Here is a 22,557-nt window from a genome sequence, read left to right as displayed (position 1 = left end):
CTAGGAGGGGCGTACGGCGATCGCGTCGAGCCCCTCCAGCAGCGCGGGCAGCTGCGGGCCGAGGGTCACCGGGAGCACCTCGCGCGGCAGTTCGTCGAGGAGGACGAAGGCCATGTCGCCGGGGCGGCCCACCAGCGACCAGCCGGGGCCGTCGGCGCGGAGCGTCCGCGCGTCCCCGTCGGCGAAGCCTGACCGCACCCGGCCGACCGGCGGCGGCTCCTCCAGGTAGCCGCGCAGTTCCGCCAGGGCGCGGCCCACGCCGGTGTACGGATCGGGCCCGGCGTCCGGCGCGGCGCCCGCCTCCGGCCCGGGGGCGGGCCGGGAGTCGAGCCGGCGCCGCCACTCGTCCCAGTGCAGGGCCACCTCGTCGGCGCCGAGCCGCCGCTGGGCGGGGCCCCACACGTCCCCGGTCGGCGGGACCAGCGGGGCGGGATCGCCCTCCTCGGGCTCCGGATCGTGCGGCTCGGGGAGGCCCGGGGCCCGGGTGGCGACGGGAAGCGGCCAGCCGGGCAGCCCGGCGACCACGGACGTCTCGTCGGGGGAGAGGTCGTAGGCCATGCCGCAGTCCCAGGAGGCGATGGCCACCGCCACCAGCGACACGTCGTCGATGACGACCGTCCAGCGCGCGCCGAGCCCGTCCTGGCCGAAGACCAGCCCGTACCCCTCCTCGTACGGTTCGAGGCCGAGGGCGGCGCAGGCCGCCGGGTAGTCGTCGCCGAGCACGCTCGGGAAGCGCGCGGGCGTCAGCAGGCACGCGGTCAGGACGTACAGCGAGTCGTCCCCGGCCGCCGGTTCCGTAGCCGCCACGGCATCCTCCCCTTCTCGCTCCCCATCGGATCGTCGGCGCACCTTAACCAGTGAGTAACCCGCGCGTCGAGGGTCCTCGGGGTGTGAGACTCAGCGCTCCCTGACGCCGAGCAGCGAGCGGGCGACGGTCTCGGGGGTCTGGTTCCGCTCCCGGGCGAGGGTGAGCAGGGCGCGGCAGGCCAGCTCGTTGATCCCGAAGGCGAGCTGGCCCGGGGAGACCCAGGTCGCGGCCTCCTCCAGCCGCTCCTGGTCGTCCTCGGCGCAGGCGGCCACGTAGACCGCCGCCGCCTCGAAGAGGTTGTGGCCCTGGCGTCCGGTGCGGGCCGGCGGTGGGGCGGCCCCGCTCCCGGACGCGCGTCGGGCGGAGGGGAGGAGCTTGCGCATGCGTTCCGCTATCCGTGCCACGGCCGGCCGCCTTTCCCCGGGCACGACTGCCCGGCACTTCCACGGTAGACAGGGAAGTGCCGTGGCAGAAGGGGGCGTTGGGGCCGGGCCGGTGCACCGGCGCCGGACCGCTAGCGGCGGGTGCGCGCCTCGGCGCCGTAACCCGGACCGGAGTCGGGGTCGTGACCGTGCCCGGAGTCGGGGCCGTGGCCGTGCCCGGCGTCGGGGTGGCCGCCGGCGCGGGTGAAGACGGCCGTCAGGGTGTGGCCGGTCTCCTCGAAGAAGACGGCGGTCTCGCCCCGGGCGTTCTCCTCGTCACCGCCGTACGGCTCGCCGTCGAGCAGCCAGTCGGTGAAGACGTACCCGGGGGCGGGCACGGCCGTCGCGGTGACGGTGTCGCCGTCGGAGTACGGCCCGTCCTGCGAGAGCTCCACGCCGCCGTGGCCCCGCCGTTCGACCCTCAGCTCGTGGCGCCGCTCCTCGAAGAGGGCGGTGAGCTCCATGTCGTCCCGGCCGACGGTGAGGGCGAGGCTGTCGTCGTCACCGGCGTGCGAGCCGTCGAGGCGCCAGCCCGCGAAGTCCCAGCCGGGCGCGGGCGCGGCCTCGTACAGCAGGTCGGCGCCCTCCGCCTCGGCCCGCCGGGCGGGGGCCTTCCTGACCGTGCCCTTGCCGCTGGTCGCGGTGGTCACCTTGGAGACCGGCGCGGTGCCCTTCGTGAAGACGGCGACGACGGCGTGGTCGCCGGCCGGGACCCGGAAGCCGGAGGCGCCGCCCTCGGCGGCCTTGCCGTCCAGTCTCCAGCCGCTGAAGACGTATCCCTTCGTCGCCGTCGCCGTGTAGGTGGACCGGGTGCCCTGGGGGTACGGTCCCGGCATCGCGGCCCTGACGGTGCCGGCGCCCTTCGGGCTGACCGAGGTGGTCACGGCGCACAGCGCGTCGGAGGTCCTGGCGGTCCGGTAGGCGGCGACGGCCTTGCCGGTGGTGGACAGCACGTCGGCGGTGTCGGCCGCGCCCGGGGCGTCGAGCGGGACGCCGAGGCGCTCGCCCCGGTAGGTCTGGTGGGGGTTGGCGAAGCGGTTGATGCGGGTGCAGACGCCCTTGGTGGCCTTGCGGCAGCTGGACTCGTACGCCATCACGGTCGACCAGTCGCCCTTGGCCGGGAAGTAGCCGGTGGCGCCGTTGTCCGGCTGGACCGGCTGGGTGACGCGGTCGTGGTCGGCGCTCATGTTGTGGCCGATCTCGTGGCCCATGGAGTAGTTGGCGACGGCGGCCCGGCCGACCACGTTGTAGCCCCAGGGCGCGGTGGCGGGGCCCGGGACCGGCGGGGTGTAGCCGAGCCCGCCGGCACGCCGGCCTGCGGCGAGGACGGACACGACGTCGGCCCCGTACCGGTCCCGCTGTGCGGCGAGGGCGTCCGCGACGCCGTCCGAGGGGAGGGCGACCGCGCTCAGGAGGTCGCCGGTGACGCCGTCGAGGGAGGCGGGGACGGAGACCGGGGCGGTGCCGACGAGCCGCAGCCGGACCTTGGTGCCGCTGGCCGCGAAGGCGTCGTTGCCGAGGGCGACGCCCTGGGCGGCGAGCGAACGGATCTGGGCGTCGCCGCCGGCCTCGGTGCGGGCCCCGGGCGTGTAGCCGACCAGCACGTCGATCAGGGCGTGGCCCGCCCCGCCCTTGCAGGCGGCGGCCCTGCCGGCGGGGGCGTCCTCGCGGGGGGCGGCGGTGCCGGTCCGAGGGGCGGCGGGCGCGGCGGCCGGGGGTGCGAGGGGCCGGGGCTCGTCCTCGTCGGTCAGCGGGGTGCCCTGGGAGATGAGGACGCGGCCCGGCCCGACCGGGCGGATCGCGTACAGGTCGCCGCCGAGCATGAACTGCCCGCTCAGGATCTCGTTGCCGGGCGTCCTGTCGCAGCCGCCGTCGAGGGTGAGGACCACGTTCTGGTCGACGGCGCCGGCCACCCGGCCGTGCCAGACCAGGGTGGAGCCGACGGTGCTCCGGGTGGCCTCCACGGCCTGGACGACCACGTCCCCGAAGAGCGGGAAGACCGCCTCGCGACCGTCACCGGTGCCGCAGACGGGCGCCAGGGCGGCCGGCAGGACCCGCGCGATCCGGCCCCGGACGAACTCCGCGCCGAAGGCCTCCGCCGCGTCGTCGCCGGCCGGCCCGGTGCGGGGCCGGCCCGTCCCGCTGTTCGTCACGCGGGCGCCGCTGTCCGGGCTGAAGGCCCCCGCCGCCACGGCGGCACGCTCCGCACGCTCGTGGGCGGCCGTCCTGGACCCGTCACCCGCGCCCGGTGGCGCGAAACCGGTGACGGCGGTGACGCCCAGAGCCATGGCTCCGAGGGCCGCGCCGCCCGTCCATCTGTAGCGGGCCATCTCTTCCTCCTGTTTCCCCTGGGCGGCCGCTTCGTCGGCGGCCCGCCGGGTTCACCTGCAGAAACGAGGAGGAGGGTTCCTCGAACGGAGGGGGTGATCACCTGATCGACGGGAGAATCACCCTGCCCGACGGGGTGTCCGGGGAGGGGGTGGTCCGCACGGCCGTGCGCGCGGGTTGCCGGTGCCGGGGTCAGCCCTCCCGTACGGCCAGGGCGAGGTAGCGGGCGTCCTCGTCCACGTAGGCGTCGAGCCGCCAGCCGGCCTCGGCGAGGACGCGGCGCAGCCGGGGCTCGGCCCGCAGGTCGTCCGGGGTGAGCTGCCGCCCGTGCCGGGCCGCGAGCGCGGCGCGCCCGACGGGGTGGAAGAGCGCGAGCCGTCCCCGGGGCCGGACGACGCGGGCCAGTTCGCGCAGGTCGGCGACCGGATCGGCGAGGTGGGAGACGAGTCCGGCGCCGAAGACCGCGTCGAGTCCGCCGTCGCGCAGCGGCAGCCGGCCGACGTCGGCGAGGAGCAGGGCCGTGGCGCCCTCCGGGCCGCGCCGCCCGGCCCGTACGGCCTCGGCCAGCATCTCGGGGGTGAGGTCGGCGCCGAGCACGGTCCCCGCCGGGCCGACGGCGGCGCGCAGCGGGGGCAGCGCGCGGCCGGTGCCGCAGCCCGCGTCGAGCACGGAGTCGCCGGGACGCAGGCTCATTTCGGCCACGGCGGCGGCGTAGGCGGGGCCGTCGTCGGGGAAACGGCGGTCCCAGTCGGCCGCGCGGGTGGCGAAGAACGCTCGGACGTCTGTGGGGTCATCGCTCATGCGCTCATGATCGCCCACCCATGGGGGTGAACGTTCTGTGGGCACGTTCGAACGTCGCACGATCGATCTGGAACTTCTCTCCGTCATATTCCAGCAGCTTTCGAAATGCGCCCCCGGTGCGCCCCCACGTGCGCACTAGCGTCCCCGAGTCATGGGACACCTGGACCACGCCGCCTTCGGCTGGCTGACACCTGTGCTGTCGTACGCGATGGCCTGCATCGGCGCCGCCCTCGGGCTGCGCTGCACCGTACGCGCGCTCGACGCGACCGGCCGTTCGCGGCGGAACTGGCTGCTCACCGCCGCCTCCGCGCTCGGCACCGGCATCTGGACCATGCACTTCGTGGCGATGCTCGGCTTCGGCGTCACCGGCACCGACATCCGGTACGACGTGCCGCTCACCATCCTCAGCCTCGTCATCGCGATGGGCGTCGTCGGAGTGGGCGTCTTCGCCGTCGGCTACGGACGTGACCGCGTGCGATCGCTTCTGATCGGCGGACTGACGACCGGGATCGGCGTCGCGAGCATGCACTACATGGGCATGGCGGCCCTCCGCCTCCACGGCACCGTCCACTACGACCCGGCGCTCGTCGCCCTCTCGGTCCTCATCGCGGTCGTCGCGGCCACCGCCGCGCTCTGGGCCGCCCTCCACATCCACGCCCCGATCGCGGTCGCGCTCGCCTCGCTCGTCATGGGAGCCGCCGTCAGCAGCATGCACTACACGGGCATGTTCGCCGTGGACGTGGAGGTCGTGCCCGCCACCGCCGACCTTTCGGGCGCCACGGTCATGCAGTTCATCTTCCCGCTCGCCGTCGGCCTCGGCTCGTACCTCTTCATCACCTCCGCCTTCGTCTCCCTCTCCCCGACGGCCAAGGAACGGGCCGCGTACGCCTCCGCCGAACGCCTCACCGAACCGGACGAGCGCGCGGTCGACGTGGCCCCGCCCGGCTTCCGCGCCGGCCGCGACCCGCTGCGCACCCCCGCACCCTGACCGACCCCCCACCGCTTCCCCCTCTCCCCGCACGCGCGCGTGCACCCGCCTTCGCACCCCAGCCGGAAACCGCCGGAACGAGGAGCCCATGCGCACTCCCCGCAAGAACCAGGACGCCGCGGCGCCCGCGCCGCCGGCGACCGCACGCGGGCGCCGCGCGCACGCCGGGCCGCCCGCCGACGAACCCGAGCCCCGCACCCCCGACCGGGCGGCCGAGGCCCCGCCCGGCCCCGCCGTCCCGCCCGGCCCCGCCGCCCCGGCGGCCGCCGACGCCCCACTGGCCGAAGCGGGGGAGGCCGCCGCCGGATCCGCGTCCGGACCCGCTTCCGCGCCCGCTCCCGGATCCGCCTCCGCCCCCGTCACGGAAACCCGGCGGCGGGGCCTGCGGCCCCGCACCGTGCGGGCCAAGATCGTCTCGCTCCTCATGGTCCCGGTCGTCTCGCTCCTCGCCCTCTGGGGCTTCGCCACCGTCACCACCGCCCAGGACATGGCCGGGATCCACCGGCTCCAGCGCGTCGACGCCGACATCCGGCAGCCGGTGTCCGCCGTCCTCGCCGCCCTCCAGGACGAACGCCGGGCCGCCGTACGGCAGATCGCCGCCCCCGGCGCCGGCCGGGCCGCCGAACTCAAGGACCGGATCCGCCGCACCGACGAGGCCGTCGACCGGCTCCGGCTCGGCGACGGCCACACCGTCGGCGACTCCGGCGGACTGCCCGCCGACGTCGCCGACCGCGTCGGCGCCTTCGTCGGCGAGGTCCAGGGCCTCGCCCGCCTCCGCACCGCCGCCGCCGGCGGGCGCGGCGACTGGGACCGGGTGTACGACGCGTACACGACCGCCGTCTCGGCCGGCTTCGCCGTCGGCGGAGCCCTCAGCGGCATGCAGGACACCGGACAGGGGGCCCACGCGCGCGTGCTCCTCGAACTGGCCCGGGCCGGCGAGATGCTCTCCCGCGAGGACGCCCTCCTCGGCTCCGCCCACCTCACCGGCCGGCTGACCGCAGCCCACCAGCGCGCCTTCACCGGCGCGGCCGAGACCCGGCGGACCCTCCTCGCCTCGGCCGCCCCCGACCTCCCCCCGGCCGGCCGGGCCGCCTGGTCCCGGCTCGCCGACGGCGCCGACCACGCCCGGCTCACCGGAGCCGAGGACCGCGTCGCCCGCGCCGCCGACGGGCGCCCCGCCGCCCAGGCCGTGCCCTCCGCCGACTGGGACCCCGCCCTCGCCGCCGTACGCGCCGGACTCGCCGCCGTCGAGAACGACGCGCGCGCCGAGGCGGCCGACCACACCGGCCCCTTCGCGGGCGGCATCCTCAGCCCCGCGGGCGCGGCCGTCGTCCTCGGTCTCGCCGCCGTCGCCGCCTCCCTCGTCATCTCCGTGCGCATCGGCCGCGGCCTCGTCGTCGAGCTGGTCGGCCTCCGCAACACCGCCCTCGGCATCGCCCGCCGCAAACTCCCCGCCGCCATGGACCGGCTGCGCGCCGGGGAGGAGATCGACGTCCTGGCCGAGGCCCCGCCGGGACCCGCGGCCCAGGACGAGATCGGCCAGGTCGGCGAAGCCCTCACCACCGTGCACCGGGCCGCCCTCTCCGCGGCCGTCGAACGCGCCGAACTGGCCAGCGGCATCTCCGGCGTCTTCGTCAACCTCGCCCGCCGCAGCCAGGTCCTCGTCCACCGCCAGCTCAACCTCCTGGACAGCATGGAGCGGCGCGCCGACGACCCCGGCGAACTCGGCGACCTCTTCCGCCTCGACCACCTCACCACCCGGATGCGGCGCCACGCCGAGAGCCTGATCATCCTCTCCGGCGCGGCCCCGGGCCGTGCCTGGCGGATGCCGGTGCCGCTGACCAACGTCGTCCGCGCCGCCGTCTCCGAGATCGAGGACTACGCGCGCGTGGAGGTGCGCCGGCTCCCCGAGACCGCCGTCGCGGGCGGCGCCGTCGCCGACCTCACCCACCTCCTCGCCGAACTCATCGAGAACGCCGCCCAGTTCTCCCCGCCGCACACCAAGGTGCGGGTCAGCGGCGAACCCGTCGGCAACGGCTATGCCCTGGAGATCGAGGACCGGGGCCTCGGCATGGGCAAGGAGTCGCTCGCCGAGGCCAACGCCCGCATCGACCGGTCCGAGGCCCTCGACCTCTTCGACAGCGACCGCCTCGGCCTCTTCGTCGTCAGCCGCCTCTCCACCCGGCACGCCATCAAGGTGCACCTGAGGCCCTCCCCGTACGGCGGCACCACCGCCGTCGTCCTGCTCCCCACCGATCTCCTCCAGGGTGCCCCGCCTGCCGGTCGCGGCACCGCCGCCGACCCCGTGGAGGCGGGGACCGCCGCACCCGCGGCCGACCTCCCCCGCGACGGCGAACGGGCCGCCCGTGAACGCGCGGAGGCCCACCGCGCGGAGGCCCGCCGCTTCGCCGCCCCCGCGCCCGCCGCCGGCGCCCCGCAGCCCCTCGGGGGCCCGTCCCCGGCCGCCCCCGGCGGCCCCTCCGCCCCCGACACCGCCCCCGCCTCGCCCCCGCCCCCGCCGCCGGCCCCCGAGCGGCCCGCGGCCCGGCCGCAGCCCCTGCCACGCCCCGTCACGGTCCCCGCGCTCGCCCCGGGCTCCCCGCCCGCACCGGCACCCGCCCCCGTACCGGCCGGCGTCACCCCCCTGCGGCCGCGCGGCCACGCCCTGCCGCCGCAGGCGCCGCCGGACCGGACGGGCCGCGGGCCCGCCGACCCGGGCGCCGACGACGGGCTGCCCCGCCGCATCCGGCAGGCGAGCCTCGTCCCCCAGTTGCGCGAGGCCCCGGCGCCCGACCCGGTCCCCGCCCCCGCCGTCGCGGGCGCCCCGGAGCGGACGCCGGAGCAGGTGCGCGACCGGATGGCCGCCTACCGCGACGGCTGGCAGCGAGGCGGCGGCCCCGCCCCGGGCGCCAGGCGCCCGCTCGGCGACGGCGCGCCCCCGGCGGGCGCCCCGCGGCCCGGATCGGCGGCCCCGCACGAGCCGCCGTACGACCCGCGGCGCGACGCACGCGCGCGTACCGACCTCGGCCCCTACTTCGGCGCCCGCCCGGCCCCGCCCCAGACCCACCGATCCGAAGGAGACGACGCATGATCGACCACGAGAGGGTCTCCCACCACCGCTCCGGCGAACTCGACTGGCTCCTCGACGATCTGGTCACCAGGGTCCGCGAGGTCCGGCACACGGTGGTGCTCTCCGGCGACGGCCTCGCGGTGGGCGCCTCCAGCGGACTGAGCCGGGAGGACGCGGAACACCTCGCGGCGATCGCCTCCGGCTTCCACAGCCTCGCCAAGGGCGCCGGCCGCCAGTTCCGCACCGGAGGCGTCCGCCAGACGATGGTCGAGATGGACGACGGCTTCCTCTTCGTCGCCGCCGCGGGCGACGGCTCCTGCCTGGCCGTCCTCAGCTCCGTCAGCGCCGACATCGGCCTCATCGCCTACGAGATGGCCCGGCTCGTCAAGCGCGTCGGCGAGCACCTGCACACCCCGCCGCGGCTCACGGTGCCCCCGCCGGCCGCCGGCTGACCGGAGAACCCCATGACGATGGACAGCAGCGGCGACCCCGCCGGCGGGGACACGGCCGGCCGGGGCGGTGACGCCCGGGACGGCGAAGCCCGGCACGGCACCGGCGGAGGCCCGCCCCTGACCGGCAGCCAGTGGTACGACGCCGACGCCGGGCCGCTCGTCCGGCCGTACGCGATGACCGGCGGCCGCACCAAACCCGGCCCCAGCAACGTCCGCTTCGACCTGATCGCCCTGGTCGTCGTCGACGACGACCCGCCGGACGCCGCCGAGGAGGCCGTGCTCGGCCCGGAACACCGCGCCCTGCTCGCCCTCTGCCGCTCCGAGACCCAGTCGGTGGCCGAACTCGCCGCCGACGCCGACCTCCCCGTGGGCGTCGTCCGCGTCCTCCTCGGCGACCTCCTCGAATCGGGCTTCGTACGCGTCAGCCGACCCGTACCGCCCGCCCAGCTCCCCGACGAACGCATCCTGAGAGAAGTGATCGATGGCCTACGAGCGCTCTGAGAGCACCGGCGCGGACGGCGGCGACGCTCTCGCCCTGAAGATCCTCGTCGCCGGAGGCTTCGGCGTCGGCAAGACCACCCTGGTCGGGGCGGTCAGCGAGATCCGGCCGCTGCGCACCGAGGAACGGCTCAGCCGGGCCGGCGAACTCGTCGACGACACCGGGGGAGTGGACCGGAAGACGACCACCACCGTGGCCATGGACTTCGGCCGGATCACGATCCGCGCCGGCCTGTCGCTGTACCTGTTCGGCACTCCGGGACAGGACCGCTTCTGGTTCCTGTGGGACGAGCTCTCGCAGGGCGCCCTGGGCGCCGTCGTCCTCGCCGACACCCGCCGCCTGGAGGACTGCTTCCCGGCGGTCGACTACTTCGAGCACCGGAAGATCCCGTTCGTGGTGGCCGTCAACTGCTTCGAGGGCGCCCGCGCCTACGGGGCGCAGGACGTCTCCCGCGCCCTCGACCTGGACCTGGGGACCCCCGTGGTGCTCTGCGACGCGCGCGACCGGGACTCCGGCAAGGAGGTCCTCATCAGGGTCGTCGAGTACGCCGGGCGGATGCACACCGCCCGGCTGCTCGACACGGTCGGCTGAGCCGTCCGGCGCGCTCCCGCCGACTTTCCGGGGGCGGGGCACGGAGGGCGAAGTACGGGGACGGGAAGGTCAGTCGGAGACGCCGCCCGCCGAGATCACCTTCTCGATCTTCACCCGGACCAGCAGCTCGCCCGGCACCCCGTTGCGCGCCCCGAACTCCTCGGCCCGGTCCTCGCCCATGTAGCGGCCGCCGATGCGGGTGGCCCAGTGGACCAGTTCCGCCGGGTCCTCGCTCAACTCGGCCCGGCCGCTCAGGGTGACGTACGAGAACGGCGGGGCGTCGTCGTCCACGCAGAGCGACACCCGGCCGTCCCGGGCGAGGTTGCGGCCCTTCACCGTCTCCTTCCCGGTGTTGAAGACGAAGGAGTCTCCGTCGAGCACGAACCACACCGGCACGACGTGCGGGCTGCCGTCCGCCCGGACGGTCGCGAGCTTGCCCGTACGGGTACCGCGGGACACGAAGGCCCGCCACTGTTCCTCGGTCATTCTCGTCATCTCCCCATGGTGCGCCATCGGATGGACGCGCGGCGGCACACCAGGGCCGATGGGGTGCTTGCCCTGTCCACGACAGTGCGTAAGGCTTGCCGGGACACGCGGTCCGTACGGCGCACGCGGGCACGGGGCCCGGCCGGCACGGCCGCACCGACGAGGGGGAGGACCACACATGGCGCTGGACAAGGGGCTCGACTGGCTCCTGGACGATCTGACCCGGCGGGTCGGACCGATACGGCACGCACTGGTGCTGTCGAACGACGGACTGGTGACGGGCGCGAGCAGCGAACTCGCGCGGGAGGACGCGGAACACCTGGCCGCGGTCTCCTCCGGCCTGCACAGCCTCGCCCGCGGCTCGGGCCGGCACTTCCGGGCCGGCCGGGCCCGGCAGACGATGGTCGAGTTCGACGAGGCCCTGCTGTTCGTGACGGCGGCGGGCGAGGGCAGCTGCCTCTGCGTGCTCAGCGACGCGGAGGCCGACGTCGGCCAGGTCGCGTACGAGATGACCCTGCTGGTGAACCGGGTCGGCGAGCACCTGGGCGTCGCCGCACGGCAGCCGGGCGGACCGACCGTCTGACGCCACCCACCCACCCACCCACCCACCCGCAGCCGTCCTTCCCGTCCCCGGACGGTTTTCCACAGCCGCTTGTCCACAGGCGACCCACGTGTCGTCACTCTCCGTTACATTCGTCGTGTCGGGTTCGTGGGAACCCGCACCGGCCTGCGGGCCGGGACGAGCGAGCGGGGAGGCGGCGGACGCCGTGAAGGTGGACGAGACGACACGGACGGTGACACCGGCCCGGGCCGCGGAAGAGCTGGAACTGAAGCGCGAGGAGTTCCGGCTCGCCGTCCGGATGGGACTGATCAGGACCGCCCCGGTCCAGGATCCGGGGCGGGATCAGGGGCGGGAAGGAACCGCCCCGGACCGGGGAGGCGGCCGGGGCCGGCCGCCCGAGCGGCGCCCGGTCGAGCGCGCCGAACTCGACCGGCTCAAGACGGCCCCCGACTTTCCCGACGGCCTCCGGGAGCGCGTGCGGGCCGTGGGCGCCGGGGAGGCGGCCGCGCTCCTCTCCGTCTCCCCCGGCCGGTTCGCCCGCCTGGCCCGCACCGGCCACCTCAGCCCGGTCCGCTTCCACCTCAACCGCTACCGGTCGGTGATCTGGCTGTACGTGGCGGCCGAGGTCACCGCCTTCGGCGCGGAGCACCCCGCTCTGCTCACCGGCCGGCTGCCGTCCGAGGTGCGCGCGCGGGAGGCGGACGGGGAGGACCTGAGGGCCAGGAACTGGCGCTCCCGCCATCTGGCCCTGCTGCTGCGCGCTGCCGACGACCCGTGGGCCCGTGCGGCGGCCGTCGCCTCGCTGCTCGACCCGGTCCAGGTGGCGGAGGTCGTCGACGACCCGTACGAGCGCGGTCACCTCGCCCGGCTGCGCCCGGCACCACCGCCGGGCTTCCCGGTCGCGGGCGCGGCCCGCGAGGTCGCCGACCGCCTCGTCCGCGCCGACGACCCGGACGAGATCCTGTGGCACCGGGTGAGCCTCGCCCTCGCCCTGGACGAGGCCCGCGCCGCCCGCCAGGCGCCCCGCCCGGGCGAGCGGCCGCGACCGGTGGCGCCGGGGGGAGCGGGGCCGGTGAGAACGAAGCCGGCCGGAGCCGAACCGCCCGAGGGACCCGAACCCCGCCCGCCGGCCCGTCCCCGCCCCGCCCGGGGCGCACGCCCGCCGGGGCGCCCGCCGATCACCGGCCGGCCCGGTCTGCTGGACCGGCTCCGGCGATCGCTCCCCGGCCGGACGGGCGGGGGCGGAGGGTGGGCCGACCGGCGCGACTGGGGTTGAGGGCGATGGCCTCCGCGAGGGCGGGCCGCGCCCCCGGGAGGCGTGCTCGCCGGGGTCACGCCGCCTCCGCCGCCCGGCACCGGGACCCGTCGGCGACGCGCCGACCGGCGTGCCCTGTCGGGGCCCGCGTCGTTGAGCCACACATGACGATCTTCCACCGCCGCGCGCTCGCCGCTGCCGCTGTCGCCGCCACCGCTGTCCTCGCCTCGGCCGGGGCGGCGTCGGCCGACAGCGTCGGCAACAACCTTCCCGGGCTCGGACTCCTGTCCCAGGCCGTCGGAAACGGCGACCAGCAGCACGAGGCCCCCGACACCCTGCCCACCCACGACGCCCTCAACAACGTCACCATCCCCTGACCGAGGCCGCTTCCGCACCTTTCGCCGGCCGTCGTTCCCCTCCCCCTGTGCGACCGTCGCGGTCCCCACCGGAACCGGCCCGGTCGCCCACGGGGACGAAGGATCATCGAACTGCGACGCCGGGACGCGTGTGATCACGGCTCCCCGGGAGCAGACGGTACGGGTGTCCACGGCACCCGCGCACCGAGAGGTCCGGCCCCAGGGCCCGCGGGAACCGGCCGTCGAGGGTGACGGTCGTCCCGTGGACGCCTCCGCTTCGCCGGGGCCTGCGTCACCGGCCGGCGAGGGGGATGCTGGAAGGGTGGCACCCGGTCCGCGAGGAGATGAGCGACGTGCACGACTTGAACATCGACACCGACGTCAACGTCCAGCTGAGCGACTGCCGCCAGGAGGACGCCCGGGCGGTCTTCGGGGTCCTCGACCGCTACTACCTGCTGGAGGACGTGGAGGCCCCGGCCCAGGCGGGCGCGGAGTCGGTCGCCACCGTGTGGATGGCCACCTTCGACACCTCCGGGGGCCGGCGCGAGGAGGTGTCTCCCCCTCCGCTCGGGGGCAAGGTCGTCGCCACCCTGACCGGCGGCTACCACGCCGTGGGTGAGGTCGAGAAGGTGCTCGCCGCGGGCTTCGAGATCGAGTCCCTCCAGGCGGTCTCGGGCGACCAGGAGACAGAGGCGCGGCTGCTCCTCGCCCCCCGCTGAGCCGGAGCGGGAACGACGCCACCTGACACCCCGGGCGGAGCGGACGGGCTTCGCCCGGGGCGGCAGGCGCGCACGGAGGGAAGGGGGGCAAGGAGGGGAAGGGGTGGGGGCGGGGGAGGGGCAGGGGGAAGCGGGGCAGAGGGCTTGATCGAAAGGGGAGACCCCCCCTTCCGACCTCGGTATACACCGTGTGTAGAGTTCACGACGGCCATCGGGCCTCCGTGTCCTGACCAGGCGTGGAGGCGGCCGCTTCGCACACGAAACCGGGGAAAGCGGGTACCACCATGTTCCGATCCAGGCCGGGCCGTCGCGGTGGGAGGACCGCCGCCGTGCTCGCCGCCGCCACGCTCATGCTCACCCTCGGCGGCTGCGGCGTGGACCCGCTCACCCCGCAGGCGGCGCGGGCCGAGGCGGGGGACGACGGCAAAGCCGCCTCGGAGAGCCGCCGGGTCGACTGCGCCCGGGTGAAGTGCATCGCGCTCACCTTCGACGCGGGGCCGGGCAAGGACACCCCGCACCTCCTCGACGTCCTCAAGGAGAAGCGGGTCCCGGCGACCTTCTTCCTCCTCGGCCGCAAGCACGTCGACCGCTATCCGCAGGTCGTCCGGCGCATCGCGGACGAAGGGCACGAGGTCGCCAACCACACCTGGTCCCACCGCATCCTCACGGACCTCGACGAGGGCGAGGTCCGTGAGGAGCTGTCCCGCACCCAGGACGCCATCGAGAAGATCACCGGCCGCAGGCCCGTCCTCATGCGCCCGCCGCAGGGTCGCACCGACTCCGCCGTCAGCGACGTCAGCCGCGAACTGGGCCTCGCGCAGGTCCTCTGGAGCATCACCGCCAAGGACTACTCCACGACCGACTCCGCGCTGATAAGGGAACGCGTCCTCAGCCAGGCGCACCGGGACGGCATCATCCTGCTCCACGACATATACGACGGCACCGTCCCCGCCGTCCCCGGGATCGTCGACGAACTCCAGAGCCGCGGCTACACCTTCGTGACCGTCCCCGAGCTGCTCGCGCCCGGCACCGCCCGCGCGGGCGCCGTCTACCGGCCCGAGAAGGACTGACCGCCCCCGATCCCGGCCGGTCGGCTCCGAGGGGGCGACCGGTCCGTGGCGAGTGAGCCGACTCACACCGTTCACCCCGGACCGTCCGGAACATCCGGTAAACGTTCGCCGTTCTCCCTTATGTGACGCGAAGGGGCCTGGTCCCCAGGTCCCCCCCAGAGGTGACCGCCCTTCGTCCGTCACGGTGAGCGGCCCCGGCTGGAATCCCCCGTCCAGCCGGGGCTCCGCCATGTCCGGGGCGGCTCGCGCACGGCGCCCGAGGGGCGCGCACCCCGGCGCGTTCGACCCGTTCGAGTGAGGTCGTGCATGGGCGCCTCCGTCACGGGCAGTGATCGTGCGGGCCGACCGACGATCATCCTCCGGCCCGCCGACCAGGCGCCACGCCATCGCGCTCAGGGGGACCCATGCCGTACGCCATCGCACAGCTCGCCCGCCGGGTCCTGCCGGCCGCCGCCGCCCTGGCGCTGCTCGCCGGCTGCACCTCCGTCCGCCCCGAACTGCCGGAATCTCCCGCGGTGCCGGCGGAGCGCGCCGCGCAGGACGCCCTCCTCAGGGCTGCGGAGCGCCGGCTCGTCGACGACTGCCTCGCCGATCGCGGCCTCCGGGCCACCGCCGAACCGCGCGCCCCCGCCCAGGACCGGGCCCTTCGGGCCGCCCTGTTTGGGACCGGTCCGCGCGAACTCTCCGTGACGCTCGCCACCGGCGCCACCGTCACCGCCCACAGCGACGGCTGCCTGGCCGCCGCACGCGACCGGCTCTACGGCGACCAGCGGCGCTGGTTCCGGGTCCAGGTCGTCGTCGACAACCTCCGCGCGGAGGCCCAGGCCCGCTACCGCGACGATCCCGCCCACCGTGCCGTCCTCGCCCGGTGGACCGCCTGTGTCGCACCGTCCGGCCGCCCTCGCCCGCACCACCCCGACCCCGAGGACGCCGCCCGCTGCGCGCGGGAGACCGGCCTCGACGAGACCCGCGCCCGGCTGGAGCGCGCCGAGCTGACCGAGGTGCGCGCCCTGCACCGCGAGGAGCTCACCACCTACCGGCAGCTGCGCGACCGCGCGCTGCTGCGGGCGGCCCGGCTGCCCGCACCCACCCCACCGCAGAAAGGCAATGCCCCCTCGTGAAGCGACTCCTGGCCACCACGGCCGCCGCCCTGCTCGCCCTCACCACCGGCCTCGCCGTCGCCGCTCCCGCCGCCGCCGCCGAATGCCCCTCCGGACACTTCTGCGTCTGGCAGGAAGCGAACTTCGGCGGACAGCGGGCCAACTGGAGCGGGGACGACGGCTGGTGGGAGAGCTGGATCTCCGACACCGACTCCTCGTGGGCCAACCACGGCATCTCCGGTCCCGGCATCAAGGACCACGTCCGGGTCTACGAGAGCGCCTGGCAGGGCGGCAGCATGACCATCTGCCTCGCCCCGGGACAGGAGGTGGGGTACAGCGGCGCGGCCAACGACCGCGGCGACTCCCACATCTGGGCGACCGGCTGCTGACCCCGGGCCCGGCGCGCCCCCGTCACGGGGTGCGCCGGGCCCCCGGGTGCCGCAGTGCCGAGGCGAGCATCAGGCCGGCGCCCCGGACCGCGCTGGTCGCCGGATCGTTGGCCAGCCGGACCCGGCCGCGCAGCACCTGCGCGAGCCGTGCGGTCACGTCGAGCCGGAGCGCGCCGCCGCCCGTCATCAGGACCCCGCGGCGCAGCGCACCGCGCACCGCGCCGGTGCCGTCCTCGCGCCACATGTCGGCCACCATGTCGGCGGCCGTGCCCACCACGGCGTCCGGCCTCCCGCCGTGCTCCGGCAGGTCGTCCATGCCCAGCTCCGCGAGCCGGGCGTCCTGCACCTGGCCGTCCACGACGAGCGTGACCTCGGTCAGCCGGGCGCCGAGGTCGACCACGAGCAGCGGGCCGCCGCCGGGCGGCGCGGCGTAGGCCGCGGCGGCCCGGGCGCTGTCGACGGCGATCACCCGGACCGGGCCGAGCCCGGCCACCATCCGGCGGGCCGCCTCGCGTTCCGCCGGGGCGGCGAGCACCGGATGGGTCAGCATCACGACGGTGTCGTGGCTCTCGCCGCCCGGGGCGGAGGCCGCGAGCCGCTTGAGGAGCAGCAGCTGGGAGGAGTCGTCCGACACCCGGCCGCGCCGGACCGCCGTGCTCGGCACGTCGGCGAAGACACCGGCGCCCGGCGCCCAGGCCCGTGTCCGTGAGCTGCCGATGTCGAGGGCGATCCCCCGTACCGGCCGCCGCGCGTCGAGGTGGGTGCCACCCGCTCCGTACGATCCCATCGCTTCCGTCCATTTCCTGTCGGCCCGCTGATTACGAGGCCGATCCGCGCCCACACTATGCAGGATCCGCAGCGGGAACGCCATGGAGCTTGAGGATCGAAGGATCATGGTCGGTCCGGGGTGTGGGGGCCGCGCCCCGGGCCGACCGTCGGGGGGCCGGCTCAGGCGGCGGCGCCCAGCCAGAGGTCGGGGCCGAAGACCTCGTAGTGGACGTCGGCCGCGGCGACACCGGAGGCGACGAGGTCGCCGCGGACCGCCCGCAGGAAGGGGAGCGGGCCGCAGAGGTACGCGCGGGTGCCGGCCGGCAGCTCCAGCGAGCCGACGTCGGCGCGGCCCTCGCGCGCGCCGGACGCGCCCGGCTCCTCGTACCAGAGGTGCAGGCTGCCCTCCGGCAGCCGGCCGACCAGCTCGCGCAGTTCCTCGGCGTGGGCGTGGGCTTCGGGGGAGCGGTCGGCGTGCACGACGACGACGGGGCGCCGGGCGCCGGTGGCGGCCAGGTGGCCGAGCATGGCCAGCATCGGGGTGCTGCCGATGCCGGCGGAGGCGAGCAGCAGCGGGCCGTCGTCCTCGGGCAGCACCAGGTCGCCGAAGGGCGCGGAGACCTCCAGGACGTCACCGGCCGCCGTGTGGGAGTGGAGCCGGTTCGAGACCTCGCCCGCCGGGTCGCCGTCGACCCGCTTGACCGTGATCCGCCAGGAGGGGTGCCCGGGGGCGGAGGAGAGGCTGTACTGGCGGATCTGGTGGGCGCCGTCCGGCAGGGTGACGCGCACGCTCACGTACTGGCCGGGCCGGAAGGGCGGCAGCGGCGAGCCGTCCGGGTCCGTCAGCACGAGGGAGACGGTGTCAGCGGTCTCCTCGTGCCGCTCGGAGATCCGCACCGGCCGCCAGACCTCGCCGTTCTCGACGCCCGCCTCCTGGTAGAGGCGGCTCTCCAGGGCGATGAGCGCGTTCGCCATCAGCCAGTAGACCTCGTCCCAGGCCCGGGCGACCTCGGGGGTGACGGCCTCGCCGAGCACCTCGACGATCGCGGCGAAGAGGTGCTCGTGCACGATCTTGTACTGGTCGGCCGTGACGCCGAGGGACGCGTGCTTGTGGGCGATGCGGGAGAGCAGGGCGTCGGGGCGGGTGTCCGGGTGCTCCAGGAGTGCGACGGCGAAGGCGGCTATGGAGCCGGCGAGCGCCTTGCGCTGGTCGCCGTTGGCCTGGTTGCCCCGGTTGAAGAGGTCGCGCAGCAGCTCGGGGTGGGCGTCGAAGAGCCGCCCGTAGAAGCGCTCGGTGATCCGGTCGAGCGCTCCGCCGACGGCGGGCAGCGTGGCGCGGACGACGGGTACGGCCTGCTCGGACAGCATCGGAACTCTCAATCTGGTAGATGATCTACGTGTTTAAAATGAAGGGGAGTCCCGGGCGGCGAGGGCCGTCCGGGGTGGTGCGCGGGGGGTCAGGACGGGGGACGCGGGGTGAGCGAGAGCAGCACCGGGCCCGTCGGCGACCGCACGAGATCGGCCACCGTCAGCGGGTCGAGCGCGCGGTAGAAGGCGTCCTGGGCCTCGCGCAGCGCGCCGCGCAGGCGGCAGGCCGCCCGCAGCGGGCAGGGGGGATCGGCCTCGCAGCCGACGACCTCCTCCTCGCCCTCCAGCGTCCTGGTCAGCCAGCCCACCGAGGAGCGCCGGCCGAAGTCCGTGAGGGCGAGCCCGCCCCCGCGCCCGCGCCGGGCCTCCACCACGCCGAGGTGCCGGAGCCGGGTGACCACCTTCGCCATGTGGGCGTGCGGCACCGCCATCTCCTCCGCCACCGCGCGCGTGGTGACGGGCTCCTCGTCGTCGGCGACCGCCAGGCGCATCACGGCGCGCAGGGCCAGGTCGGTGAACTTGGTCAACCTCACGGGCCGACCGTATCAAAGCGGTATCCCGGACTCGCATTAAGGGTGCGCAGTCCGGGACACCGGGGTCCGCCGGAGGGGCGGGTGCGGGGCGGGTGCGGGTCAGGCGAGGACCTTGGTCTTCGCCTGCTGGAACTCCTCCTCGGAGATCGCGCCCTTCGCCTTGAGGTCGGCGAGCCGCGCGAGTTCGTCCGTGGCGCTCGGGGCGCCCGCGGCGGCCTGGGTGCCGGCCGTCTGCCGGATGTACTCCTGGAAGCGGGCCTCCGCCTCCTTCGCCTGCTTGGCGTCACGCAGCCCCATGCCCTTGCCCCGGGCGATCACGTAGACCAGCACGCCGAGGTAGGGGAGCAGGATGCAGAAGATCAGCCAGCCCGCCTTGCCCCAGCCGCTCAGTTCGTGGTCCCGGAAGATGTCCGTGATCACCTTGAAGAGCAGGAAGAGCCACATGATCCAGAGGAAGAACCACATCATCGTCCAGAAGACGTTCAGGAGGGGGTAGTCGTCCATTCCTGCACACTCCGTTCGCTCGCCGGCCGGGAGGCCGAACGTTGGAGCGAGTCTCACCCGTCCGGCCCGCGCCCGCATGTCGTGGCCGTCCCGTCGTGCTCGGCGTGCGGGGGCGGGCCCGGGGGCCGGGTGCGGTCAGGAGGTGCGCAGGGCCGCGAGGGCGGCCAGGGCGCGGTCCGCGTGGGCGCTCATCCGGAGCTCGCTGCGGACGACCTCCTTGATCCGCCGGTCCTGTCCGATCACGAACGTGACCCGCTTCGTCGGGGCCAGCGAGAAGCCGCGCCGCACCCCGAACCGCTCCCGCACGGTGCCCTCGGGGTCGGAGAGCAGCGGATAGCCGAGCGAGTGCCGCTCGGTGAACTCCCGCTGCCGCTCCACCCCGTCGCCGCTGACGCCCACGGGCAGGGCGCCGGCCGCGCGGAACTCGGCCGCCAGGTCGCGGAAGTGGCAGGCCTCGGCGGTGCAGCCCGGCGTCATCGCCGCCGGGTAGAAGAAGAGGACGACCGGGCCCTCGGCGAGCAGTCCGGAGAGGGAGCGCGCGGCGCCGGTCTCATCCGGAAGGGTGAAGTCCTCGACGAGATCGCCGACGTTCATGGGGCCGCCCCTTCGTCGGGCGCCCGGTCCCCCGGACCGCCCGTTCCACGTCCGCCGGCCACCCCGGCGGGCTACCCGAGAGTTCTACCGCAGGGTAGGAGCCGCCGTCACCCCGTGCCCGCCCCGGCCCGCGGCGATCCGCGCGTCCAGCACGGCCAGGACCCGCTCGCTCCAGCGGAGGTTCTCCTCCTCCAGCAACCGGCCGCGCATCAGGGTCAGGTACGGGCCGACGCGCTCGGACTCGCGCAGGTACGTCTCCTCGTCCCGGCCGCCGAGCAGCCACTCCCGCAGCCGCTCGTAGCGCGCCAGCTTGTCCCGGGAGGCGTCCATGTGCCGGGCCACGAAGCCCCGTACGGCCCGGGTGTCACCGCCGTCGCACGCCTGCACCTGCACCATCAGCTCGTCCCGCACCGCCGTGGGCCGGGGCGCCACGGCGGTGAAGGCGTCGAGGTCCCGCCGGCCCTCCGGGGTGAGGCTGAACATCCGCTTGTTCGGCCGCCGTTCCTGCTCGACCACCCGTGCGGTGATGAGGCCGGCCTCCGAGAGCCGGTCGAGCTCGCGGTAGAGCTGCTGGGGGGTGGCGGCCCAGAAGTTGGCGACGGACACGTCGAAGATCTTGGCGAGGTCGTATCCGGATGCCTCGCCCTCCAGGAGAGCTGCGAGGACGGCGTGCTTGAGCGACATCCGGACACGCTAGCAGTCCGTTGAATAGTTTCCTCCGCACCTAATCAACGAGCAGAGGGCCCAACGACCCCCGTGCGGAGGGGCCGGTCCGCACGGCCCTGCCGCGCGGGCGGCCCGGTGCCTGCCTAGGCTGGATCACCACGAGACCGTCACCACGACAGCGCGGGGGAGACGACCGGGGAGCCGGAGGAACGAGCAGCGCCATGGACACCGACGCGTACGTCTACACCAGCTACATCAGGACCACCCCCGACGAGCTCTGGAAGGCGCTCACCGAGCCGGAACTCACCCGGCGCTACTGGGGCGTGGCCTTCGAGACGGAGTGGACCCCCGGCGCGCCGATGGTCTGGGACGAGGGCGACCGCAGGACGGCGGATCCGGAGCAGGTCGTCGTCGAGGCCGTCCCGGGCCGCCGCCTCGCCTACACCTGGCACACCTTCACCCCCGAATGGGCGAAGGCCGTCGGCCTGGACGACGAGGTGTACGCGGTCCTCTCCCGCGAGCTCAGGTCCACCGTGGCCTTCACCGTCGAACCCTCGGGCGACACGGTCCGGCTGACCGTCACCCACGACGGCCTGGAACCGGACGGCATCGTGCGGGGACTCGTCGGAGAGGGCTGGCCGGCGATCGTCTCCAGCCTCAAGTCGCTCCTGGAGACCGGCGAGGAGCTTCCGGAACCGCCCCGCTGACCCATTCGAGTCGTCTCGCGGACCTCTCGCCCGCCACGCCAGGGCCCTTGATCATCTTTTTCTCCTCCCATCGGTTCTGATGATCCGGTCGGCGCCCGTCCGCCGGCCTTCCGACCGGTCAGCGACGAAAGGGAGGATGTCCGACGTGCCGTCACGCCGATACGCACAGGGGTGGGGAGCGCTCTCCCTCGCCGTCGGGGCCGTACTCGTCACCACCGCCGCCGCCCAGGCCCCCGTCACCGGCCGCGCGGCCGTCGCGACCCCCCGGGGGCCCGCCGTCCTCACGGTCGGGACCTGCTCCGGCACCGGCGGCCTCTGCCGGGTGCCCCGCACCACCGTGACCCTGGAGGCCCCGGAGACCACGGAAGCCCCGGAGGCCCCGGAGCCTCCGGCGGCCGCCTCCGTCGCCCTGCCCGAAGCCGCCGGCGGCCCCGTCGACCTCGCGCTGCGCAGCCCCGGACGGCTCACCGACGTGACCGTCACCGACCGCGGGGGGCGCCGGATCGCCGGCCGCACCGGCGCCGACGGCACCCGCTGGACCAGCGAGGTCCCGCTGCCCGCCGGAGGCGCGTACACCGCCCGGCTCGTCCTGGAGGAGAACGGGCCGGACGGCCCCCGCCGCCGGGTCCTCCGGCTCGCCGTCCGCACCCCGAAGGCTCCCGCGGGGGAACGGCTCACCGTCGCCTTCGGACCCGGCGGCGGCGCACGGGGCAGGACGTACGGAGTGGGCCAGCCGGTCACCGCCGAACTCAGCCGTCCCGTCCCCGCCGGCGCCCGCGGGGTCGTCGAGCGGGCCCTGCAGGTGCGCAGCGAGCCCCGGGCCGAGGGCGCCTGGCACTGGGTGGACGCCGACACCCTGCACTACCGGCCGCGCTTCTACTGGCCGGCGGGCGCCACCGTCCGGGTCCGCTCCGGTCTCGACGGAGCCCGCGTCACCGACCGCCTGCACGGCGGCCGCTCACGCCCCCTCACCTTCACCACCGGTGCCCGCGTGGAGGCCGTCACCGACGTCGCCGCCCACGAGATGCGGGTCTACCGCGACGGCGGTCTGGTGCGGGTCATCCCGGTCACCACCGGCAAGCGCGGCTTCCGCACCCGGGTCGGCACCAAGGTCGTCCTCGGCAAGGAGTCCACGGTCCGGATGCGCGGCGACTCCATCGGGATCGCCCGCGGCAGCCGCGAGTTCTACGACCTGAAGGTGCGCTGGGCCACCCGGGTGACGTGGAGCGGCGAGTACCTGCACGCGGCCCCCTGGTCGCTGGACGCGCAGGGGAGCGAGGACGTGAGCCACGGCTGCACGGGCATGTCCACGGAGGACGCCCGCTGGCTCTTCCACACGCTCCGGGAGGGCGATCCGGTGCGGGTCGTCAACGGGTACGGGGAGCTGATGACCCCGTTCGACAACGGCTACGGCGACTGGAACCTCGGCTGGTCCCAGTGGCTGCGCGGCAGCGCCCTCGGCGTCCGGGCGGCCGGTCCCGGCGCGGCCGGGAGTCCGTTGCGCCCGGCCCTCTGAGCCAC

Annotated in this window: 25 protein-coding genes; 14 read left to right on the top strand and 11 right to left on the bottom strand. The window is 75.5% G+C overall.

The window, feature by feature from the left end; translation table 11 throughout:
• The 4 genes from ACFW6A_RS26065 to ACFW6A_RS26050 all read right to left on the bottom strand — a co-directional run bounded on the left by ACFW6A_RS26065 (position 1) and on the right by ACFW6A_RS26050 (position 4,359).
• Positions 1-807 carry a hypothetical protein gene (locus ACFW6A_RS26065; protein WP_386484061.1) on the bottom strand — a complete coding sequence of 269 codons (807 nt, stop codon included), beginning with the start codon at positions 805-807 and terminating at the stop codon, positions 1-3.
• 90 nt (positions 808-897) lie between these two features.
• Positions 898-1,191: a hypothetical protein gene (locus tag ACFW6A_RS26060; protein WP_351846938.1), complete on the bottom strand. Its 294-nt coding sequence runs from the start codon at positions 1,189-1,191 to the stop codon at positions 898-900.
• A gap of 131 nt (positions 1,192-1,322) precedes the next feature.
• On the bottom strand, positions 1,323-3,560 hold the full coding sequence (locus tag ACFW6A_RS26055; RefSeq protein WP_386484065.1) for a reprolysin-like metallopeptidase: 2,238 nt from the start codon (positions 3,558-3,560) through the stop codon (positions 1,323-1,325).
• Between the two features lie 190 nt (positions 3,561-3,750).
• Positions 3,751-4,359, bottom strand: a complete 609-nt coding sequence (locus tag ACFW6A_RS26050) for a methyltransferase domain-containing protein (protein WP_351846933.1) — start codon at positions 4,357-4,359, stop codon at positions 3,751-3,753.
• Positions 4,360-4,510: 151 nt separating this feature from the next.
• Here ACFW6A_RS26050 and ACFW6A_RS26045 point away from each other — a divergent pair, with 151 nt between their 5' ends.
• The 5 genes from ACFW6A_RS26045 (at position 4,511) to ACFW6A_RS26025 (ending at position 9,959) form a co-directional block, all read left to right on the top strand.
• Entirely contained in the window at positions 4,511-5,347 is an 837-nt protein-coding gene (locus ACFW6A_RS26045) for an MHYT domain-containing protein (protein WP_351846931.1), read from the top strand.
• 88 nt (positions 5,348-5,435) lie between these two features.
• Positions 5,436-8,438, top strand: coding sequence for a nitrate- and nitrite sensing domain-containing protein (locus tag ACFW6A_RS26040; protein ID WP_386643314.1), 3,003 nt, complete (start codon positions 5,436-5,438; stop codon positions 8,436-8,438).
• Positions 8,435-8,869, top strand: a complete 435-nt coding sequence (locus ACFW6A_RS26035) for a roadblock/LC7 domain-containing protein (protein ID WP_351846925.1) — start codon at positions 8,435-8,437, stop codon at positions 8,867-8,869. The genes ACFW6A_RS26040 and ACFW6A_RS26035 overlap by 4 nt, the downstream gene beginning before the upstream one ends.
• 12 nt (positions 8,870-8,881) lie before the next feature.
• Entirely contained in the window at positions 8,882-9,370 is a 489-nt protein-coding gene (locus ACFW6A_RS26030) for a DUF742 domain-containing protein (RefSeq protein WP_351846924.1), read from the top strand.
• Positions 9,351-9,959: an ATP/GTP-binding protein gene (locus tag ACFW6A_RS26025; RefSeq protein WP_351846921.1), complete on the top strand. Its 609-nt coding sequence runs from the start codon at positions 9,351-9,353 to the stop codon at positions 9,957-9,959. Before ACFW6A_RS26030 ends, ACFW6A_RS26025 begins: the two co-directional genes overlap by 20 nt.
• A 69-nt stretch (positions 9,960-10,028) precedes the next feature.
• Here ACFW6A_RS26025 and ACFW6A_RS26020 read toward each other — a convergent pair whose 3' ends face one another.
• A complete protein-coding gene (locus ACFW6A_RS26020) occupies positions 10,029-10,454 on the bottom strand; it encodes a PPOX class F420-dependent oxidoreductase (protein WP_351846918.1) in 426 nt (141 codons plus the stop codon).
• A 169-nt stretch (positions 10,455-10,623) separates the two neighbouring features.
• Here ACFW6A_RS26020 and ACFW6A_RS26015 point away from each other — a divergent pair, with 169 nt between their 5' ends.
• The 7 genes from ACFW6A_RS26015 (at position 10,624) to ACFW6A_RS25985 (ending at position 15,896) form a co-directional block, all read left to right on the top strand.
• Positions 10,624-11,028 (top strand): roadblock/LC7 domain-containing protein, encoded by a 405-nt coding sequence (locus ACFW6A_RS26015; protein WP_351846915.1) that lies wholly within the window; start codon positions 10,624-10,626, stop codon positions 11,026-11,028.
• Positions 11,029-11,218: 190 nt separating this feature from the next.
• Positions 11,219-12,283, top strand: a complete 1,065-nt coding sequence (locus ACFW6A_RS26010) for a DUF6397 family protein (RefSeq protein ID WP_351846913.1) — start codon at positions 11,219-11,221, stop codon at positions 12,281-12,283.
• A 143-nt stretch (positions 12,284-12,426) separates the two neighbouring features.
• The gene (locus ACFW6A_RS26005) at positions 12,427-12,639 is read left to right on the top strand and encodes a hypothetical protein (protein WP_351846910.1); all 213 of its coding nucleotides are present in this window, start codon (positions 12,427-12,429) and stop codon (positions 12,637-12,639) included.
• A 323-nt stretch (positions 12,640-12,962) separates the two neighbouring features.
• Positions 12,963-13,337: a hypothetical protein gene (locus ACFW6A_RS26000; protein WP_351846907.1), complete on the top strand. Its 375-nt coding sequence runs from the start codon at positions 12,963-12,965 to the stop codon at positions 13,335-13,337.
• Positions 13,338-13,621: 284 nt separating this feature from the next.
• Entirely contained in the window at positions 13,622-14,407 is a 786-nt protein-coding gene (locus ACFW6A_RS25995; RefSeq protein WP_351846905.1) for a polysaccharide deacetylase family protein, read from the top strand.
• A gap of 404 nt (positions 14,408-14,811) precedes the next feature.
• Entirely contained in the window at positions 14,812-15,528 is a 717-nt protein-coding gene (locus tag ACFW6A_RS25990) for a hypothetical protein (protein WP_351846902.1), read from the top strand.
• Positions 15,525-15,896 carry a peptidase inhibitor family I36 protein gene (locus ACFW6A_RS25985; protein ID WP_351846899.1) on the top strand — a complete coding sequence of 124 codons (372 nt, stop codon included), beginning with the start codon at positions 15,525-15,527 and terminating at the stop codon, positions 15,894-15,896. The genes ACFW6A_RS25990 and ACFW6A_RS25985 overlap by 4 nt, the downstream gene beginning before the upstream one ends.
• A 22-nt stretch (positions 15,897-15,918) precedes the next feature.
• Here the strand turns inward: ACFW6A_RS25985 and ACFW6A_RS25980 are convergent, their stop codons facing one another.
• From ACFW6A_RS25980 to ACFW6A_RS25955, 6 genes are all read right to left on the bottom strand, one after another.
• A complete protein-coding gene (locus ACFW6A_RS25980) occupies positions 15,919-16,683 on the bottom strand; it encodes a rod shape-determining protein MreC (RefSeq protein WP_351846897.1) in 765 nt (254 codons plus the stop codon).
• Positions 16,684-16,844: 161 nt separating this feature from the next.
• On the bottom strand, positions 16,845-18,032 hold the full coding sequence (locus ACFW6A_RS25975) for a globin domain-containing protein (protein WP_386643307.1): 1,188 nt from the start codon (positions 18,030-18,032) through the stop codon (positions 16,845-16,847).
• Positions 18,033-18,121: 89 nt separating this feature from the next.
• A complete protein-coding gene (locus ACFW6A_RS25970; protein ID WP_190221380.1) occupies positions 18,122-18,565 on the bottom strand; it encodes an Rrf2 family transcriptional regulator in 444 nt (147 codons plus the stop codon).
• Between the two features lie 99 nt (positions 18,566-18,664).
• On the bottom strand, positions 18,665-19,069 hold the full coding sequence (locus ACFW6A_RS25965) for an SHOCT domain-containing protein (RefSeq protein ID WP_351846891.1): 405 nt from the start codon (positions 19,067-19,069) through the stop codon (positions 18,665-18,667).
• Between the two features lie 135 nt (positions 19,070-19,204).
• Positions 19,205-19,663 carry a peroxiredoxin gene (locus tag ACFW6A_RS25960; protein WP_351846889.1) on the bottom strand — a complete coding sequence of 153 codons (459 nt, stop codon included), beginning with the start codon at positions 19,661-19,663 and terminating at the stop codon, positions 19,205-19,207.
• 84 nt (positions 19,664-19,747) lie between these two features.
• Positions 19,748-20,347: a PadR family transcriptional regulator gene (locus ACFW6A_RS25955; RefSeq protein ID WP_351846886.1), complete on the bottom strand. Its 600-nt coding sequence runs from the start codon at positions 20,345-20,347 to the stop codon at positions 19,748-19,750.
• A 203-nt stretch (positions 20,348-20,550) separates the two neighbouring features.
• Between ACFW6A_RS25955 and ACFW6A_RS25950 the strand changes: the two genes are divergently transcribed.
• Positions 20,551-21,036, top strand: coding sequence for an SRPBCC family protein (locus ACFW6A_RS25950; protein ID WP_386643304.1), 486 nt, complete (start codon positions 20,551-20,553; stop codon positions 21,034-21,036).
• A 145-nt stretch (positions 21,037-21,181) separates the two neighbouring features.
• Positions 21,182-22,552 carry an Ig-like domain-containing protein gene (locus tag ACFW6A_RS25945; RefSeq protein WP_386482377.1) on the top strand — a complete coding sequence of 457 codons (1,371 nt, stop codon included), beginning with the start codon at positions 21,182-21,184 and terminating at the stop codon, positions 22,550-22,552.
• Positions 22,553-22,557: the final 5 nt, after the last annotated feature.

The organism is Streptomyces sp. NPDC058758 (assembly GCF_042746075.1).
Classification (GTDB): Bacteria; Actinomycetota; Actinomycetes; order Streptomycetales; family Streptomycetaceae; genus Streptomyces.
The sequence above is the reverse complement of the archived record's forward strand: the minus strand, read 5'-3'. Positions and strand labels throughout refer to the sequence as shown.

Excerpts from the sequence above, each read along its gene's own strand:
- ACFW6A_RS26040 (WP_386643314.1), top strand. The coding sequence starts at position 5,436 with ATGCGCACTCCCCGCAAGAACCAGGACGCCGCGGCGCCCGCGCCGCCG.
- ACFW6A_RS26000 (WP_351846907.1), top strand. The coding sequence starts at position 12,963 with ATGAGCGACGTGCACGACTTGAACATCGACACCGACGTCAACGTCCAG.
- ACFW6A_RS26015 (WP_351846915.1), top strand. The coding sequence starts at position 10,624 with ATGGCGCTGGACAAGGGGCTCGACTGGCTCCTGGACGATCTGACCCGG.
- ACFW6A_RS25995 (WP_351846905.1), top strand. The coding sequence starts at position 13,622 with ATGTTCCGATCCAGGCCGGGCCGTCGCGGTGGGAGGACCGCCGCCGTG.
- ACFW6A_RS25965 (WP_351846891.1), bottom strand. The coding sequence starts at position 19,069 with ATGGACGACTACCCCCTCCTGAACGTCTTCTGGACGATGATGTGGTTC.
- ACFW6A_RS25975 (WP_386643307.1), bottom strand. The coding sequence starts at position 18,032 with ATGCTGTCCGAGCAGGCCGTACCCGTCGTCCGCGCCACGCTGCCCGCC.
- ACFW6A_RS25980 (WP_351846897.1), bottom strand. The coding sequence starts at position 16,683 with ATGGGATCGTACGGAGCGGGTGGCACCCACCTCGACGCGCGGCGGCCG.
- ACFW6A_RS26060 (WP_351846938.1), bottom strand. The coding sequence starts at position 1,191 with ATGCGCAAGCTCCTCCCCTCCGCCCGACGCGCGTCCGGGAGCGGGGCC.
- ACFW6A_RS25990 (WP_351846902.1), top strand. The coding sequence starts at position 14,812 with ATGCCGTACGCCATCGCACAGCTCGCCCGCCGGGTCCTGCCGGCCGCC.
- ACFW6A_RS26035 (WP_351846925.1), top strand. The coding sequence starts at position 8,435 with ATGATCGACCACGAGAGGGTCTCCCACCACCGCTCCGGCGAACTCGAC.
- ACFW6A_RS26020 (WP_351846918.1), bottom strand. The coding sequence starts at position 10,454 with ATGACGAGAATGACCGAGGAACAGTGGCGGGCCTTCGTGTCCCGCGGT.
- ACFW6A_RS26050 (WP_351846933.1), bottom strand. The coding sequence starts at position 4,359 with ATGAGCGATGACCCCACAGACGTCCGAGCGTTCTTCGCCACCCGCGCG.
- ACFW6A_RS26030 (WP_351846924.1), top strand. The coding sequence starts at position 8,882 with ATGACGATGGACAGCAGCGGCGACCCCGCCGGCGGGGACACGGCCGGC.
- ACFW6A_RS26045 (WP_351846931.1), top strand. The coding sequence starts at position 4,511 with ATGGGACACCTGGACCACGCCGCCTTCGGCTGGCTGACACCTGTGCTG.
- ACFW6A_RS25950 (WP_386643304.1), top strand. The coding sequence starts at position 20,551 with ATGGACACCGACGCGTACGTCTACACCAGCTACATCAGGACCACCCCC.
- ACFW6A_RS25955 (WP_351846886.1), bottom strand. The coding sequence starts at position 20,347 with ATGTCGCTCAAGCACGCCGTCCTCGCAGCTCTCCTGGAGGGCGAGGCA.
- ACFW6A_RS26055 (WP_386484065.1), bottom strand. The coding sequence starts at position 3,560 with ATGGCCCGCTACAGATGGACGGGCGGCGCGGCCCTCGGAGCCATGGCT.
- ACFW6A_RS26025 (WP_351846921.1), top strand. The coding sequence starts at position 9,351 with ATGGCCTACGAGCGCTCTGAGAGCACCGGCGCGGACGGCGGCGACGCT.
- ACFW6A_RS26005 (WP_351846910.1), top strand. The coding sequence starts at position 12,427 with ATGACGATCTTCCACCGCCGCGCGCTCGCCGCTGCCGCTGTCGCCGCC.
- ACFW6A_RS25960 (WP_351846889.1), bottom strand. The coding sequence starts at position 19,663 with ATGAACGTCGGCGATCTCGTCGAGGACTTCACCCTTCCGGATGAGACC.